Genomic DNA, 13,938 nt, shown 5'->3' with positions numbered 1-13,938 from the left:
GACCATGCATTCAGACGCACTTTCCTGGGGCCACGGGCCTCGCTTGTTCGAAGTCTTCCTTGAGCCAACCTGCCCTTTTTCCGTGAAGGCGTTCTTCAAGCTTGATGATTTGCTGGCGCAGGCCGGGGAAGACAACGTCACGGTCAGAATCCGTCTGCAATCCCAGCCTTGGCATATGTTTTCCGGCGTTATCGTGCGCTGTATTCTGGCCGCGGCGACACTGGAAGGCGGCAAGGAAAGCGCCAAAGCGGTGATGACAGCGGTTGCATCGCACCGTGAGGAATTCGAGTTTGAACACCACGCGGGCGGGCCGAATCTCGATGCAACGCCCAACGACATCATCGCGCGCATCGAGCGTTACAGCGGCCTCGCGCTGGCTGAGGCGTTCGCCAATCCCGAACTTGAGCACGCCGTAAAGTGGCACACCAAATATGCCCGACAGAACGGCATACACGTCTCGCCGACCTTCATGATCGACGGCCTCGTGCAGCCCGGCATGAGCAGTGGCGATCCGGTGTCCAAGTGGGTGTCGGATATCGGCTGATGAACGTTTAAGGCCGTCCTTCCATCCTCGCGTTTATCCACTCGTGGCTGCGCGCAAGTACCTTGCGCGCCAAGGCAGTCGGGAAGTGGATGAACCCATGTGGAGACTCGGGCAGAAGATGCATTTCAACGTCTGCCGAGTTTTGCCAGCGAGCGGCCATTTCCAGCGTGTCGTCCAGCAGTGGGTCGAGTTCGCCGACAAACATCAGGGCGGGCGGCAGATCCGTGAGGTCGCCATACAAGGGCGATAACGGTGGCTCGCGGCGCTTCTCGTCGCTTCTGTCCGGGGCGAGCAAGCGCATTGCGCCGACCATGCCCGGGCCGTCGAGCACCAGCGTTTCCGGGCCTGCGGTACGAACGCTTTTTGTCCCGGTCAGGTCGTACACTCCGTAATACAGAACCGTGCCGACTAAGCGCTTGAGCAAGTCGGGCCGGGCTTTCAATTTGAGCAAAGTGGCTGCGGCAAGATGCCCGCCCGCGGACTCACCGACGACAATAACCGGCAGGCCGGCAAACTCCTTACAGTCGCTACCCAGCAGCCAGCATGCGGCAGAAAAGCAGTCATCCATAAGCCCTTCGACGGGGGTCGATAAGGCCAATCTGTAATCAACGGACACGACCGCCACGTTGCACGCGTTAACGATACCGATATTGAGGTCATCGTTCATCTGGGCGTTGCCGATCACCCAACCGCCGCCGTGAATATCAAACACCACGCCTTTGGGTTTGCCTTTGGGCCTTATGATTCGCACTGAAACAGGGACGTTACCGGTGCTGACGATGGTTGTTTCAATCCGCAGGTCATGTTTGACCGGTTTCAACGCGCGGCCAATCTGAGCCGCCCGCAGCAGCGCCTGAATCAAGCGGGGCGTGAGGCGATTGCGAACCTGGAAACGCGGCAGCCGGGCGAGGGTTTTGTTAAACCGTCGGACTTCTACCAACTCCTGCTCACTGGAAGGCCAACGTTTTTTGATGTCCAATTTCTGCTCTCTAATCAGGCTGACGTATGCAAAAGCGAGCAGGCTGCTCGCTTTTGCTTATACCTGAGAGGCTATCAATCGTAGAACGGTTCAACGGACGCACGGCTGCCCACAAAAAAACTGTCCGCGACCAGCCTGAGTGGTTGCACGTCCAGATCGCTGGCGTTGCTATTGATCAGCTGTTGAAAGTGTTTATACACCGCTGCATATTCGCCCTCCTCCGACACTGCCTGACGCACGCCATCGATGCTCAACAGTGCGCCGCCGTTGTCCAGTCGCAAAGTACCTTCGGCGCAGCGGATCTCGATACTCCAGAGTTCATCATGACCGTGATCGAAGTCGAACTCTGCGCGGATATCGAGTTGGCGCGTATCGGACATCTTGATAGAAGCAGCGATTGGCGACTGGCAGTTGCCGGGCACGCACAGTTCGGCAGACTCGACGAACAGGGGCCGCGGCAGCAAATGGGTGACGATTGACAGGGCATTGATGCCTGGATCGAAAACACCCAGACCGCCAGGCTGCCAGATCCACGCCTGACCGGGGTGCCATTTGCGCACGTCCTCTTTCCAGTCAATCTGGACGCTTTGCAGGGTGCGGGTGGACAGCCAGTCACGCGCCGCCTGAATGCCGGGCGCATAGCGCGAGTGCCAGGCAAACAAACCGCTGACGCCCTGCTCTGCTGTTTGCTGCACCAAGGCCATTGCTTCGCCCAATGTGGCGCAGGGTGGCTTTTCCACCAGCACATGCTTGCCTGCGGCCAGCGCCTGCTGCACCAGCGCAAATCGACCTTGCGGCGGCGTGCAGAACGCAATGGCGTCAACGTGCAGCCCGCTTTCGAGCAATTCGCCTAGAGACTTGAAGTTCTCGACGCCTGCGCACGGCTGCCCTTGCGTCGCCACGGCCACCAGTTGAAAGGCGGGGTTGGCGTGGATCGCCGGGACGTGCTGATCCTGGGCAATCTTGCCGTAGCCCACCAGCCCGAGACGAATCGGTTGCATACATGACTCCTGAGTTTTTGTAATTGTCTTGGGCACAGTAAACCAGATGCATGGCATGGCCGGTAAGGGGGAGCCACCGCTCGCTGATTTCAGGCCTGCCTCATCGAGATGGCGGGCAATACGTCGTGCTTACCGCTTTCTGCGTCCGCCAGCCTACTTTGTGAGTATAAATTGTTTCGAGATGTAAGTTTATGACCTGTGAAGAAATCACTCTCAAAAAGCGGAACAAATTTGGTATGGATGAGTAATCTTCATCAAAAATAGCTATGATCCACCCAAGGCAAAACGCCATCATTGGTTATCGTTCTATATACCGAGGCAGTAACATGAGGCGATGCTACTCTGTCAAGATGCTACTAACTCTCTACGGAAACTGTTTTAATGACTGGTACTTTTTTAAAAACCTCTTTGTGCCGTGCAGCGGATGAAGTCGCGCGACACCATAATTTTGAACGATCAATAGAATCACACTACGCAACCTTACTGAAACATTACAACAAGCGGCCATTCTTCTACAAACGAGCATTGCAATTCAATCGCCTGCTAATTGCATTTAGCCTGCTGAGTCATTATTTCACCAGCACTACGCCACTGCTGTCCCAGGTTAGAGATTTTTGTGCTGAACGCAAACTGTGTTCTCATAACAGCATTCAGTCAATTTTCCTGTCATTGAGGGTTTTAGGGTTTATAGACGTAGCGGCGCACGCCTTGGATGCACGCCTTCGCGTGTTCAAACCCACTGACAAAGCCTGCAAAGAAGTCAGGGCAATGATAGCATCCGTCATTGACCCTCTGGCCGACATGGGCGCTGACAGCGATTCGGTTCATACGTTATCGACGCTGAATGACTATGATTTTCTAGCCATTTATTTCAGGGGCTTTTCAGAGTTACAGAAGAACAACGTGACCATTGATATCGTATTTCCAGAGTGCCACTGGCTGATAAAGAAAGAGGCCGGGCATATGCTGATTCTGGCTATTTACCTCGACGCTCGCAGCAGCGATATCGACGGATCAGGGTTTAAATCATCCTCGTATTTAACTTTGGGAAAACAACTATCGGTGTCAAAAACACACGTAATGCGCCTGGTTCAGGAAGGTGTCGAGAGGGGATATTTTAAAGCGCACCCTAAAAACAATCTTGAGGTTCTGCCAGCTTTTGAAACGATGGTGAGACGATTCATGTCGCTCTCTTTCGCTGTAGGGCTGCATTGCATGAACCTGAATTAGATTAACATGTCCTGCATCAAGCGCTTTCCTGGAGAACGTAGATGGATAAAGATCTTAAACTCCGACCCCGAATCAAAAGGTTACTTTCACCCGCCGTCATGCAGGCTGAGTTGCTTGGCGGCGCAGCTTGGTTATGGGTGTTGATGATTGGCCCTTCCGTAAAGATTAATCTATTCACCTGCTTTCTGACACTGAGCCTTGCCTGTATTTGCTGGATACAACACACCACGACCGCGTTTTGCATCTGGCGCTTGCTAGGCATTGCCTACATGCTTTTATTGGCCACAGGATTTTTCTACCTAATGGACGGCGATCCTGAGATAAATATATTTGCCCTGCCGCTGACCATAACGCTGGCGATCAGCAGCGCGTTGTTATTTGTTAAATTTTTAGACTACCTACTTTCGGCAGTTTTCGTCTGGCTCCTGACCTGGCTGTGTTGGCAAGAAGGCGTCTACGGAGAAATAGGGATTTACGTCTGGATTTTTTGTGTGGCCTCCGTGTGCATTGGCAGTGTGCTGAATATCTCATACATCAAAACCTTGCGAGCTGTGCTGTCACTTGAAAGCAAGTTCAGAGAGCTGGCAGAAACCGACTACCTCACGTCTATTCCAAATCGTCGCGCCTTCATGGAAAGCTTTGACAGCTTGATCAAGGGGGGAGAGTCTGGTTATCTAATCATGCTGGACATTGACAACTTCAAGCTGATCAATGACAGACACGGTCACGAAATAGGTGACAGAATATTGTGCTCCATGGCTGCATGCCTTAGAGCAACCAGCGGCAGCCATTGTGCCGGCAGAATTGGCGGGGAGGAGTTTGGAGTTTTGATCACGGGGGGCGATGAGCTGACTGCGTGTGACTACATATTAAGGCTGCTGGAGACGGTAAGAGCAAATTTCGATCCGCCCTATAACTACAGCTGTAGTGCGGGAATGGTCAGGTTTTCGGCGGCATCAACAATGTCTGAAGCACTGAGCATGGCGGACAAGAGCATGTACATTGCTAAAAGAAACGGCAAGGACTGCGCTTACTTTGAAGGTCAGGAAATTGTCTCTTTCCTTTTCGACGATTCAAAGCTTAAAGAAAAATACCCGACTGAAACGCTCTCTGAGAATACTTACCAAACTGATACTCAGTGATCTGCAGTTTTCACCCTGACCAACGAGCGGTAAACGATCAAAAAGCCACACAACTGCCGCATGGCCAGGCTGCCGTATTGCCGTGGCGTGAAACTGCAGCATCTGATCCTGCTCACTCACAACAGACCTGATTACCCAACGTCGGGCTTTATCTACTCAATCGAAACATAGCTCGGGCGTTGTCATGTTTAATAATGATGTAAAAAGAAAGCTGCGTGAGCACACGGCAGAACTGCACGTGTTGCATCAACTGCTTGGCAGGATTGATCAAGACATGCTGACGGTTCAAGTGGACGGCAACTTCACGATTTCTGCCGCTAATCAAGGTTTTGCTAAAGCCTTGGGATATACGCCAGATCGCTTGTCGGGTTTTCCGCTATCCAGCATCGCTGCGTTTGACTCGAAAGGCATGCCATGGTTTCACGGCCTGAAAACAACGCTGCTCCGCTTTGAATCGATGACAAATGAATATCACTTCATCCGTGCAGACAACACCATCGCATGCTTGAAACTATTCTGGTTCCCGGTACAGGCCGAAAACGGCGGTTTGTCTCACATTCAATGCTATGGCCATGACGTCACCAAAAGTGCTGAGAGCGCTGCTGAAAACGAGGCATTGATTGACGCGCTTTTCAGATCGACGGCGGTGATCCAGTTTAATCTCGACGGAACGGTCATCACCGCCAATCAGCAGTTTTTACAGGCGATGGGCTACACCCTCGCGCAAGTGGCAAATCGTAGCCACCGGATGTTCTGTCATGCCGGCGATGCTGAGTCCCCCCAGTACACAGCGTTCTGGAAGAAGCTTAACCAAGGTGAATATGTCGAGGGGCGCTTCAGGCGGATGGACAGCCGAGGCAAGGAAATCTGGCTGCAAGCCACTTACAACCCCGTGCATGACAGCGCTGGTCGTCTTTACAAAGTCGTAAAGTTTGCCAGCGTGGTCACTCGTCAGGTGGCCAGAGAAACTGAAGTCAGAGAAGCAGCGGTGGTGGCCTACAACATTTCGCGACAAACCGATGTCAGCGCTGAACGCGGAGCGTCTGTGGTCCAGCAAACGGTGCACACCATGGACAATATTGCTCAACAAGTGCAATCAGCCACTAAAAGTATTGGCGCGCTCGGCAAACAATCTCTGTTGATCAGCTCAATCGTGCAGACCATCAGCAGCATAGCGTCACAAACCAATCTTTTAGCGCTCAATGCTGCCATCGAGGCGGCACGTGCTGGCGAGCATGGACTCGGCTTCGCGGTCGTGGCCGACGAAGTCCGGCAGCTTGCCAGTCACACCAGCAGCGCGACGGAGGAGATCGTCAACGTTGTGCTGCAAAACCGAAGACTGGCTGACCAGGCCACCGAAGAGATGACCAACAGTCAGGAACAGGTCGAACGAGGTTTTGCACTTGCCAGCCAGGCGGGCGGGGAAATTATCGAAATACAGAAAGGTGCCAAGGAAGTTGTAAACGCAGTAAGAAGGTTTGTTGAGGAGATTACGTAGGCAAACACCCCCACTCGGTTTATGTCATGGCGCAAGAGCCAAAGGTCACCCTGACGCGTCAAGCGAATTTAAAACCCCTCTACGTACTGGATTTTCAAATGCTTACGCAGCATGAAATGGAAGCAGTCGGTCAACTTGCCGGCGGCCTTGCGCATGATTTCAACAATCTGCTCGCAGGTATCTCTGGCTCGCTGGAATTGATGCACGCTCGAATTCGACAGGGTCGTTTAAGCGACGTTGATCGCTACATGACATCTGCTCAGCGTGCAGCCGAACAAGCCGCCGTATTGACGCATCGCCTGCTTGCGTTCTCACAACGGCAAATCCTTGATCCCAGACCTGTAGACGTCAACCGGCTTCTCAGTGACATGCATGAACGGATTCAACATACGCTGGGCCCGGATATTTCTTTTGAAATCATCAGGGCATCGAAGTTGTACGCGGTTCTGGTGGACTCTTCACAGCTTGAAAATGCGCTGCTGAATGTGTTCGCTAATGCTCGGGATGCAATGCCGGGCGGCGGGCGTATAACAGTAAAAACGTCCAACACGTGGCTCGACGAAACCGCACGCGATGTGCAGGACCTCCCTGAGGGTCGGTATGTTTCGTTGTGCGTAACCGACAACGGGGTTGGCATGTCATCGGAAACGCTCAGCAAGGCGTTTGAACCTTTTTTTACGACTAAACCTATGGGTGGAGGGAAGGGGTTGGGGCTTTCCATGATTTATGGTTTTGCCCGGCAATCAGGAGGCCGCGCGGGTACGCAACATGCTTGAAGCAGAGAGCTGATCAGTATTCCCGGCATTGAAACCGGAAAGAGTTTGTCTCTAGACTAGGGTCATTACGCAGAGAGACTGTAAACCGGCAGCCGACATAAAAAGGGCACGTCCTTGAACAAGAAACAACGCGACGAGATCAGCAAGCTACTCAGCTACGTTCTGCGCCACGCGCCTGAATCAATGGGCCTGACCCTGGACCGCGACGGCTGGTGCGAGGTCGATGATCTGGTCGGCAAGGCAAACGCGAACGGCCACAGTTTCGACCGCCAGGCGTTGGAAGAAGTGGTCGAGACCAACGAGAAAAAGCGTTTCACGCTATCCGAAGACGGCCAGCGCATTCGTGCAGCGCAGGGCCACAGCACCGGGCTGGTTCAGGTGCAGCACATAGAAAAGGAACCGCCAGCCTGGCTCTACCACGGCACCGCCAGCCGCTTCATGGCATCCATCGATACCCAGGGGCTGATCGCTGGCAGTCGGCATCATGTTCACCTGACAGAAGATCCCGAGACCGCACTGAGCGTTGGAAAACGTTACGGGCAACCGGTGTTGTTGGCCGTTGATGCGAAGGGGATGTTCGAGGCAGGGGTACAGTTTTTTCAGGCAGACAATGGGGTTTGGTTGGTGGAGGCGGTGCCAATTGAGTGGCTGACCAAAGTCGCAGATACCGTTTCGTAGATACGCCTGTGCAAGAGCAGACCGGTCGGCGCGTCGCTTGTGTGGGACCGGGCGACGCTTCGCTTGTCCGCGAAGGCTTTGGCAGGGGCGACAACCTTCCGCGAATGTACCGTTCTTTTCGCGGACAAGTCCGCTCCCACGGGAAACCCGCTCCACCTGAGGTCAAGCGCGGACAAGCGCGGACAAGCGAAGCGTCGCCCGGTCCACTCCCGCCAGAAGCCAGAGAAATGGGCTTATATCTTCAGGACTTGTGTATAACGCTGAGCGCTTACCCGCGACACGAGCATCAACCGCAGAACCACCCCATCACTCAATAGTCTTAGCCTTGCAGCCATTGCCTTGTATAGTTGCTCTCTTCATCTCAGGAGCTTTCCATGCGCATTCCTTCTCGCTTGATCGGTGGCGTTCTGGTCGCCAAGTTGCTGACCCAGATTTCTGCCTGCGGCAGTATTTTCTATCCGGACCGTCGGGGTCAGATTGATGGCAAGGTGGATCCGGCGATTGCAGCGCTGGATGCTTTCGCGCTGTTGTTCTATATCGTTCCCGGTGTGATCGCGTTTGCGGTGGACTTCGCGACAGGTGCGATTTATTACGGACCTGGCGAGCATGCGCAGATTGATCCGCAGAAGCTGCAAAAAGCCCTCAAGGCTGACGGCAGTGTCGACAACATCAAGCTGCAAGCCATTATCGAAACCGAGCTGGGCCGTTCCCTGCCATTGAACGACCCGCGTCTGATCCAACACAAAGGCAGCGTGGAGCAACTGGCGACACTGGGTCTGATCCCGGCAGCCTGACAAGAAGGAAGCGTCATGAGCACCACTGCCGAACATTCCCGCCTGCTGCGTCTGGCGACACGGGCTTCGCTGGCGGTTGCCGTGACGCTGATTCTGGCCAAAGGCGTGGCCTGGTGGCTGAGCGGTTCGGTCAGTCTGCTGGCAGGGCTGACGGACTCGTTGCTCGATGGCGCGGCCTCGTTTCTTAATCTGCTGGCGGTGCATTACGCGCTGCGCCCTGCCGACGATGATCATCGTTATGGTCACGGCAAGGCGGAAGCTCTGTCAGGCATGGCGCAGGCGCTGTTTATCACTGTCAGTGGCGTGCTTATTGCCGTTCAGGCAGTCGAGCGCATCCAGAACCCAGAGCCACTCGGCGCGCCGTTGTTGGGCATGGTGGTGATGGTGATTTCCATTGCGCTGACGCTCGCGCTGCTCAGCCTGCAATACCGGGTGATCAAGGCGACCGGCTCTGCAGCCATCCGTGCCGACTCGCTGCACTACCGCTCTGACCTGCTGCTCAACGCAAGTATTCTGGTGGCCCTGACCCTGGCGTATTTCGGCTGGCAACAGCTGGATGCCTATTTTGGCCTGGGCATCGCGCTGTACATACTCTGGAGCGCGCTGCAGATTGCCCGCGAAACCGTGTCAGTGTTGATGGACGAAGAGCTGCCGGCCGATGTCAGCACGCGCATGCTGGAACTGGCGCGCAGTGTGCCGGGCGTACTCGGGGCGCATGATCTGCGCACGCGGATTTCCGGTAATCACTGGTTTGTGCAATTGCACCTGGAACTGCCGGGAACGCTGACCCTGTCAGTGGCGCACGCACTCTGCGATCAGGCCGCCGACGCTATTCACGAGCAATTCCCCAAGGCCGAAGTGCTGGTGCACGCCGACCCTCAGGAAGTGGTCAGGCAGGCACACGCCTGACCCCTCTCAATTGACGCTGTAACCGCGCCCCGCCAGGCACGCACCCATCGAACGACGGTAAAGGTCCACCACCTCAGGTTGCGGCTGCGAGGTGATATTGGCCGGATCGAAACCGCTCTGCTCCGCGGCCCAGCGGTAGCACTGGTAACGATCCAGCTCGACCTGCTGCTGGCTTTGACCGTTCTGCGGGTAGGCAACCGGATCGTAGCCATTGCCCTGCTGCTCTGCCGGGGCCTGATAAACCGCCTCGTTCTGCGGCGGGTTGACCACCACATAATCCTGACTGTCGGGCTGATACGCATAGTAAGTGCCCGCCGCCAGAAACAGCAGGCTGCTGCCGATCCACACTTCCTGCGAATAAGACGGCAGCCTGCTCACCCGAACGCCATAAGGCGGGGTTACCACGACATAGCGTGGGCCTTGCGGGCGATACCAGTAGCCTCCGGAATAAAAATAATCCTGCCCGCGATAAGGGATGCGCGAGTAACCGCCAGGCACTCGGTCTATCGCATAGCCAGGCCGATATTGCGGGCCAGGGCCCCAGCCGTTGCCGTGTCCATCCGGGCGACCTTCCCAGCGGTCATTGGGGCGGCCATTGCCGGCCTGCCAATTGCGGTTGTTACCGCGCGGAATGTCTTGATAGTAGCCCTGACGCGGCTGCTGGGTTTGCCACGCCTCTCTGGGGCCACTCTGGATCGGCAGGTTGTCCTGGCTCTGGCGCAACTGCTGACGCTGCTGGTTTTGCTGCTGTTGAATCTGCCGCTGCTGGTCACGCTGTTGCTGATCGATCTGCTGTTGCTGCTGACGCTCCACATTGCGCTGCTGCAACTGTTGTTGCTGGATCTGCTGCTGTTGCTGGCGCTCGACCTGGCGCTGCTGATTCTGCTGTTGCTGAATCTGACGCTGCTGGTTGTCCTGCTGCTGATTGATCTGCTGTTGTTGCTCGCGCTCGACATTACGCAGCTGGTTTTGCTGCTGTTGTACCTGACGCTGTTGATTATTCTGCTCTTGAAAGCGCTGTTGTTGCTGCTGACGCTCCACATTGCGCTGCTGATTTTGCTGCTGCTGACGCTGCTGCCCGTTGTCATTGGAGCCGCCGTAAAGCTGGTTTTGCCGCGATTCATCGCGTTCATCAGCCAGCGCCTGAGCACTGATGCCCAGACACAACAGACTTACACCCGCGAACTGCCAGATGCCAGATTTCATGCTTTCCTCACTAGAGCGCGGGTTGACGTAGTTAAGACTGCTTAAGCGTAGCGCCGTTCTGCGCACTTTATCAGCAGAGCGCATTATCGGCAGACAAAGAAAAGGGGACCAGAGGGTCCCCTTGAGATGCTTCGTCCTGGCGCAACGCTTTTGACGTCGGCTCACCTCATGCCGTCTTCTGGACAGTATGTAGCCCGGGGGCCTGGCACACCCTGTTGGGTGGGAGGCCGCAACTGGCCTGATTTGGCGAGTCGCTGGACGCTGTGTCCGGGCAGTGATTCTGTTTAAAAGAATAGGCCTGAGGCAGTGGCAGGGGATTGCTAATATTGCCGATTAAAACATCACTTGCGCAATTTTTGACTTCAGATGAATAATCCAGCGCAATTCAACTCATAAAGGGGTGCATCGTGAGCAAGCTCGACAGATATGACCTGAGCATTTTGGCTGAACTGCAACGGGACGCACGTATTTCCAACCAGGAATTGGCCGAACGCATTGGTCTGTCACCTTCGCCGTGCTCGCGCCGGGTCAAGCAACTGGAAGACGACGGTTATATCGTGCGTCAGGTTGCCCTGCTCGATCGCAAGAAACTTGGTCTGAACCTGACCGCCTACGTGCTGATCGGCATGGACCGCCACACGCCGGAGCGCTTCGAGAACTTCGAGCAGCACATCCGTAACCTGCCTCAGGTGCTGGAATGCAGCCTGGTGACCGGCATGGACGCGGACTATCAGCTGAAAGTGGTGGTCCCTGACATGGATCACTATCAGAAATTGCTGCTGGGCCACCTGACGCGTATCGAAGGCGTGACCAGCGTCAAATCCAGCTTCGTGCTCAATCAGGTACTGGCCAGCACCGAAATGCCGCTGACTCACCTGCGCAGCTGACTGATGCCTGCAATCACAGCTTTGCAGCGACTTCCCGGTATTGGCCCTGGTCCAGACCATCCAGCGTCCAGTCGCCAATCCTGACCCGCACCAGCCGCAAGGTGGGTAGCCCGACTGCGGCGGTCATGCGCCGTACCTGACGGTTGCGACCTTCCTTGATGACCAGCTCCAGCCAACTGGTCGGCACGCTCTTGCGAAAGCGCACCGGCGGGTTGCGCGGCCAGAGTTGCGGTTCGTCGAGTTGCCGCGCCTCGGCGGGCAAGGTCGGACCGTCATTAAGCTCAACGCCGTCGCGCAACTGCTGCAACTGCTCTGGCGTTGGCTCACCCTCGACCTGCACCCAATACGTCTTGGCCAGCTTGTGTTTCGGGTCGGCAATCCGCGCCTGCAACTGGCCATCATTGGTCAGCAGCAACAAGCCTTCACTGTCACGGTCCAGCCGGCCTGCCGGGTAAATGCCGGGGATCTTGATGAAGTCCTTGAGCGTGGCCCGGCCTTCCTCGTCACTGAACTGAGTCAATACATCAAAGGGCTTGTTGAACAGAATCAGCTTCGGCTCGGCCGGTGGCGCTTTGGCGACACGGCGGGCAGCGCTTGCCGGATTGGGCGCAGGACGGCGGGAAACGGGGCGTTGGGTGCGAGGCATGGGAATTCGGTAATCGGAAAACAGAAAGGGCCACTTTAGTGGCCCTTGGTGCAAATACCAACCTGTTAACGAGCAGCCATCAACGGAACGGTGGCTCATCGAAGCTGCGCAGCTTGCGTGAGTGCAGCGAGTTCAGTTGGGTGCGCATCAGGTCCAGCGCGGCAATGCCGATCTTCAAGTGCTGACTGACCGCACGTTCGTAGAACGCATTGGCCGAACCCGGCAGCTTGATTTCACTGTGCAGCGGCTTGTCGGAGACGCAGAGCAGCGTGCCGTACGGCACACGCAGGCGATAACCCTGAGCGGCGATGGTGCCGCTTTCCATGTCCACCGCCACGGCGCGTGACAGGTTGATCAGCGGACGCTCCTGGGCCCAGCGCAGCTCCCAGTTGCGGTCGTCGTACGTCAGAACCGTGCCGGTGCGCAGACGCTTCTTGAGCTCTTCGCCACGCTCGCCGGTGATCTGCGCGGCAGACTCCTGCAAGGCCAGTTGCACTTCGGCCAGCGCTGGAATCGGGATATGCGGCGGCAGTACGCGGTCGAGAATCCCGTCGCGACGCATGTAAGCGTGCGCCAGAACGTAATCGCCGATGGTCTGCGACTGACGCAGGCCGCCACAGTGGCCGATCATCAGCCAGCAATGCGGACGCAGCACCGCCAGGTGGTCGGTGATGTTCTTGGCGTTGGACGGGCCGACGCCGATGTTGACCAGCGTCACGCCGTGACCGTCTTCGGCAATCAGGTGATAAGCCGGCATCTGGTAACGGTGCCAGACCACGCTGGCGACAATCGCCTGGGCCTCGTCGACGCCCATGCTCTTGTCGACCACCACGTTGCCCGGCAGGACCATGCGCACGAAACGCGGGTCTTCGCGGAGTTTTTCCAGGCCATGCAAGATGAACTGGTCAACGTAACGATGGTAGTTGGTCAACAGAATCCACGGCTGCACATGACGCCAGTCGCTGCCGGTGTAGTGCACCAGACGACGCAGCGAGAAATCCACTCGTGCGGCATCGAACAGCGCCAGTGGCAGCGGGTCAACGTTGGCCCAGTCATAAAGACCGTCGGCAATGCCGTCGGTGGCGGCCGACAGGTCGGTGCTCGGGAACACGCGGGCCAGCGCCGCAGCGGTCACGCCGGTGCCCGCCAGCTCATCGCCCTGCTCGACCACGTAAGGATAAGGAATGCTCTGCTCGCTCATGCCGACTTCGACCGTGACGGTAAAGTCGCTCATCAGCGGGACAAGCTGCTCCAGCAGGTATTTCTTGAAGGCTTTGGGCTGCGTGACCGTGACGCTGTAAGTGCCGGGCAGCTGGACCTTGGCGTAGGCGCGGGTGGTCAGCGGCACTTCACCGTGGCATTTGTAGACAAGGCGCAGTTGCGGGTAGCTGAACTGCGCTCGCTCTTCGGCGGTGGGCTCGACGCGGTCTTTCAGGTAGCGCTTGAGCGCCTGACTCAACGCGCTGGTGGCGCGCTCGTGCAGCTCGGCAAGCCGCTCGACGGCTTGCTCGGCGGTGTCTACGACAACAAAGGCTTGGGTCACGATTCATGTCCTGTCTGATCTTGCAGACGTGCATCGTAACGGGTTCGCGTGCTCATGCCACCTGCGGCGAAGGCTTGAACAGCAATGTTTCGACATCAGGGCTTT

The 13,938-nt window shown here is 56.3% G+C and carries 14 protein-coding genes and 2 pseudogenes; 11 read left to right on the top strand and 5 right to left on the bottom strand.

Features of this window, described 5'->3' with window-relative positions; translation table 11 throughout:
* Positions 1–4: 4 nt before the first annotated feature.
* Positions 5–544, top strand: coding sequence for a DsbA family protein (locus tag QRN38_RS20305; RefSeq protein ID WP_005763313.1), 540 nt, complete (start codon positions 5–7; stop codon positions 542–544).
* 7 nt (positions 545–551) lie between these two features.
* On the opposite strand, the gene QRN38_RS20300 is transcribed toward QRN38_RS20305, so the two are convergent.
* A complete protein-coding gene (locus QRN38_RS20300; RefSeq protein WP_032639509.1) occupies positions 552–1,523 on the bottom strand; it encodes an alpha/beta hydrolase in 972 nt (323 codons plus the stop codon).
* A 74-nt stretch (positions 1,524–1,597) separates the two neighbouring features.
* On the bottom strand, positions 1,598–2,524 hold the full coding sequence (locus QRN38_RS20295; RefSeq protein ID WP_024666402.1) for a Gfo/Idh/MocA family protein: 927 nt from the start codon (positions 2,522–2,524) through the stop codon (positions 1,598–1,600).
* 381 nt (positions 2,525–2,905) lie between these two features.
* Here QRN38_RS20295 and QRN38_RS20290 point away from each other — a divergent pair, with 381 nt between their 5' ends.
* The 8 genes and pseudogenes from QRN38_RS20290 (at position 2,906) to QRN38_RS20260 (ending at position 9,551) form a co-directional block, all read left to right on the top strand.
* On the top strand, positions 2,906–3,754 hold the full coding sequence (locus QRN38_RS20290; protein WP_057417851.1) for a hypothetical protein: 849 nt from the start codon (positions 2,906–2,908) through the stop codon (positions 3,752–3,754).
* 41 nt (positions 3,755–3,795) lie between these two features.
* A complete protein-coding gene (locus tag QRN38_RS20285) occupies positions 3,796–4,896 on the top strand; it encodes a GGDEF domain-containing protein (protein ID WP_057417852.1) in 1,101 nt (366 codons plus the stop codon).
* A gap of 184 nt (positions 4,897–5,080) precedes the next feature.
* A pseudogene (locus QRN38_RS28370) lies at positions 5,081–5,842 on the top strand (PAS domain-containing protein); the annotation flags it as partial.
* Positions 5,837–6,394 (top strand): methyl-accepting chemotaxis protein, encoded by a 558-nt coding sequence (locus QRN38_RS28365; RefSeq protein WP_259641467.1) that lies wholly within the window; start codon positions 5,837–5,839, stop codon positions 6,392–6,394. The pseudogene QRN38_RS28370 and the gene QRN38_RS28365, both read left to right, overlap by 6 nt.
* A gap of 113 nt (positions 6,395–6,507) precedes the next feature.
* Positions 6,508–7,149: pseudogene (locus QRN38_RS20275) on the top strand (ATP-binding protein); the annotation flags it as partial.
* Between the two features lie 135 nt (positions 7,150–7,284).
* The gene (locus QRN38_RS20270) at positions 7,285–7,848 is read left to right on the top strand and encodes an RNA 2'-phosphotransferase (protein WP_024667000.1); all 564 of its coding nucleotides are present in this window, start codon (positions 7,285–7,287) and stop codon (positions 7,846–7,848) included.
* Positions 7,849–8,222: 374 nt separating this feature from the next.
* A complete protein-coding gene (gene pmcY / locus QRN38_RS20265) occupies positions 8,223–8,642 on the top strand; it encodes a periplasmic Zn2+ metallochaperone PmcY (protein WP_057417854.1) in 420 nt (139 codons plus the stop codon).
* A gap of 15 nt (positions 8,643–8,657) precedes the next feature.
* Positions 8,658–9,551, top strand: coding sequence for a cation diffusion facilitator family transporter (locus QRN38_RS20260; RefSeq protein ID WP_005763294.1), 894 nt, complete (start codon positions 8,658–8,660; stop codon positions 9,549–9,551).
* Positions 9,552–9,557: 6 nt separating this feature from the next.
* On the opposite strand, the gene QRN38_RS20255 is transcribed toward QRN38_RS20260, so the two are convergent.
* Positions 9,558–10,274: a DUF6515 family protein gene (locus tag QRN38_RS20255; protein ID WP_005763292.1), complete on the bottom strand. Its 717-nt coding sequence runs from the start codon at positions 10,272–10,274 to the stop codon at positions 9,558–9,560.
* Between QRN38_RS20255 and QRN38_RS20250 the strand changes: the two genes are divergently transcribed.
* Both QRN38_RS20250 and QRN38_RS20245 read left to right on the top strand, forming a co-directional pair.
* Positions 10,218–10,802: a hypothetical protein gene (locus QRN38_RS20250; protein ID WP_057417895.1), complete on the top strand. Its 585-nt coding sequence runs from the start codon at positions 10,218–10,220 to the stop codon at positions 10,800–10,802. The two genes, QRN38_RS20255 and QRN38_RS20250, sit on opposite strands and share 57 nt — an antisense overlap.
* Before the next feature lie 362 nt (positions 10,803–11,164).
* Positions 11,165–11,644 carry an Lrp/AsnC family transcriptional regulator gene (locus tag QRN38_RS20245; protein ID WP_003376607.1) on the top strand — a complete coding sequence of 160 codons (480 nt, stop codon included), beginning with the start codon at positions 11,165–11,167 and terminating at the stop codon, positions 11,642–11,644.
* A 13-nt stretch (positions 11,645–11,657) separates the two neighbouring features.
* On the opposite strand, the gene QRN38_RS20240 is transcribed toward QRN38_RS20245, so the two are convergent.
* A complete protein-coding gene (locus QRN38_RS20240; protein WP_044420636.1) occupies positions 11,658–12,290 on the bottom strand; it encodes an rRNA large subunit pseudouridine synthase E in 633 nt (210 codons plus the stop codon).
* Positions 12,291–12,369: 79 nt separating this feature from the next.
* Positions 12,370–13,833 carry an AMP nucleosidase gene (amn, locus tag QRN38_RS20235; RefSeq protein WP_003376603.1) on the bottom strand — a complete coding sequence of 488 codons (1,464 nt, stop codon included), beginning with the start codon at positions 13,831–13,833 and terminating at the stop codon, positions 12,370–12,372.
* Between the last annotated feature and the right edge of the window lie 105 nt (positions 13,834–13,938).

Source organism: Pseudomonas sp. CFBP2511 (assembly GCF_030209255.1).
Taxonomy (GTDB): domain Bacteria; phylum Pseudomonadota; class Gammaproteobacteria; order Pseudomonadales; family Pseudomonadaceae; genus Aquipseudomonas; species Aquipseudomonas avellanae.
Note: the sequence above shows the minus strand (reverse complement) of the source record. Positions and strands in the feature narration are given on the sequence as shown.

Bases quoted from the DNA above. Each gene is read 5' to 3' on its own strand.
- QRN38_RS20305 (WP_005763313.1), top strand. From the start codon at position 5: ATGCATTCAGACGCACTTTCCTGGGGCCACGGGCCTCGCTTGTTCGAA.
- QRN38_RS20240 (WP_044420636.1), bottom strand. From the start codon at position 12,290: ATGCCTCGCACCCAACGCCCCGTTTCCCGCCGTCCTGCGCCCAATCCG.
- pmcY (WP_057417854.1), top strand. From the start codon at position 8,223: ATGCGCATTCCTTCTCGCTTGATCGGTGGCGTTCTGGTCGCCAAGTTG.
- QRN38_RS20295 (WP_024666402.1), bottom strand. From the start codon at position 2,524: ATGCAACCGATTCGTCTCGGGCTGGTGGGCTACGGCAAGATTGCCCAG.
- QRN38_RS20285 (WP_057417852.1), top strand. From the start codon at position 3,796: ATGGATAAAGATCTTAAACTCCGACCCCGAATCAAAAGGTTACTTTCA.
- QRN38_RS20260 (WP_005763294.1), top strand. From the start codon at position 8,658: ATGAGCACCACTGCCGAACATTCCCGCCTGCTGCGTCTGGCGACACGG.
- QRN38_RS20290 (WP_057417851.1), top strand. From the start codon at position 2,906: ATGACTGGTACTTTTTTAAAAACCTCTTTGTGCCGTGCAGCGGATGAA.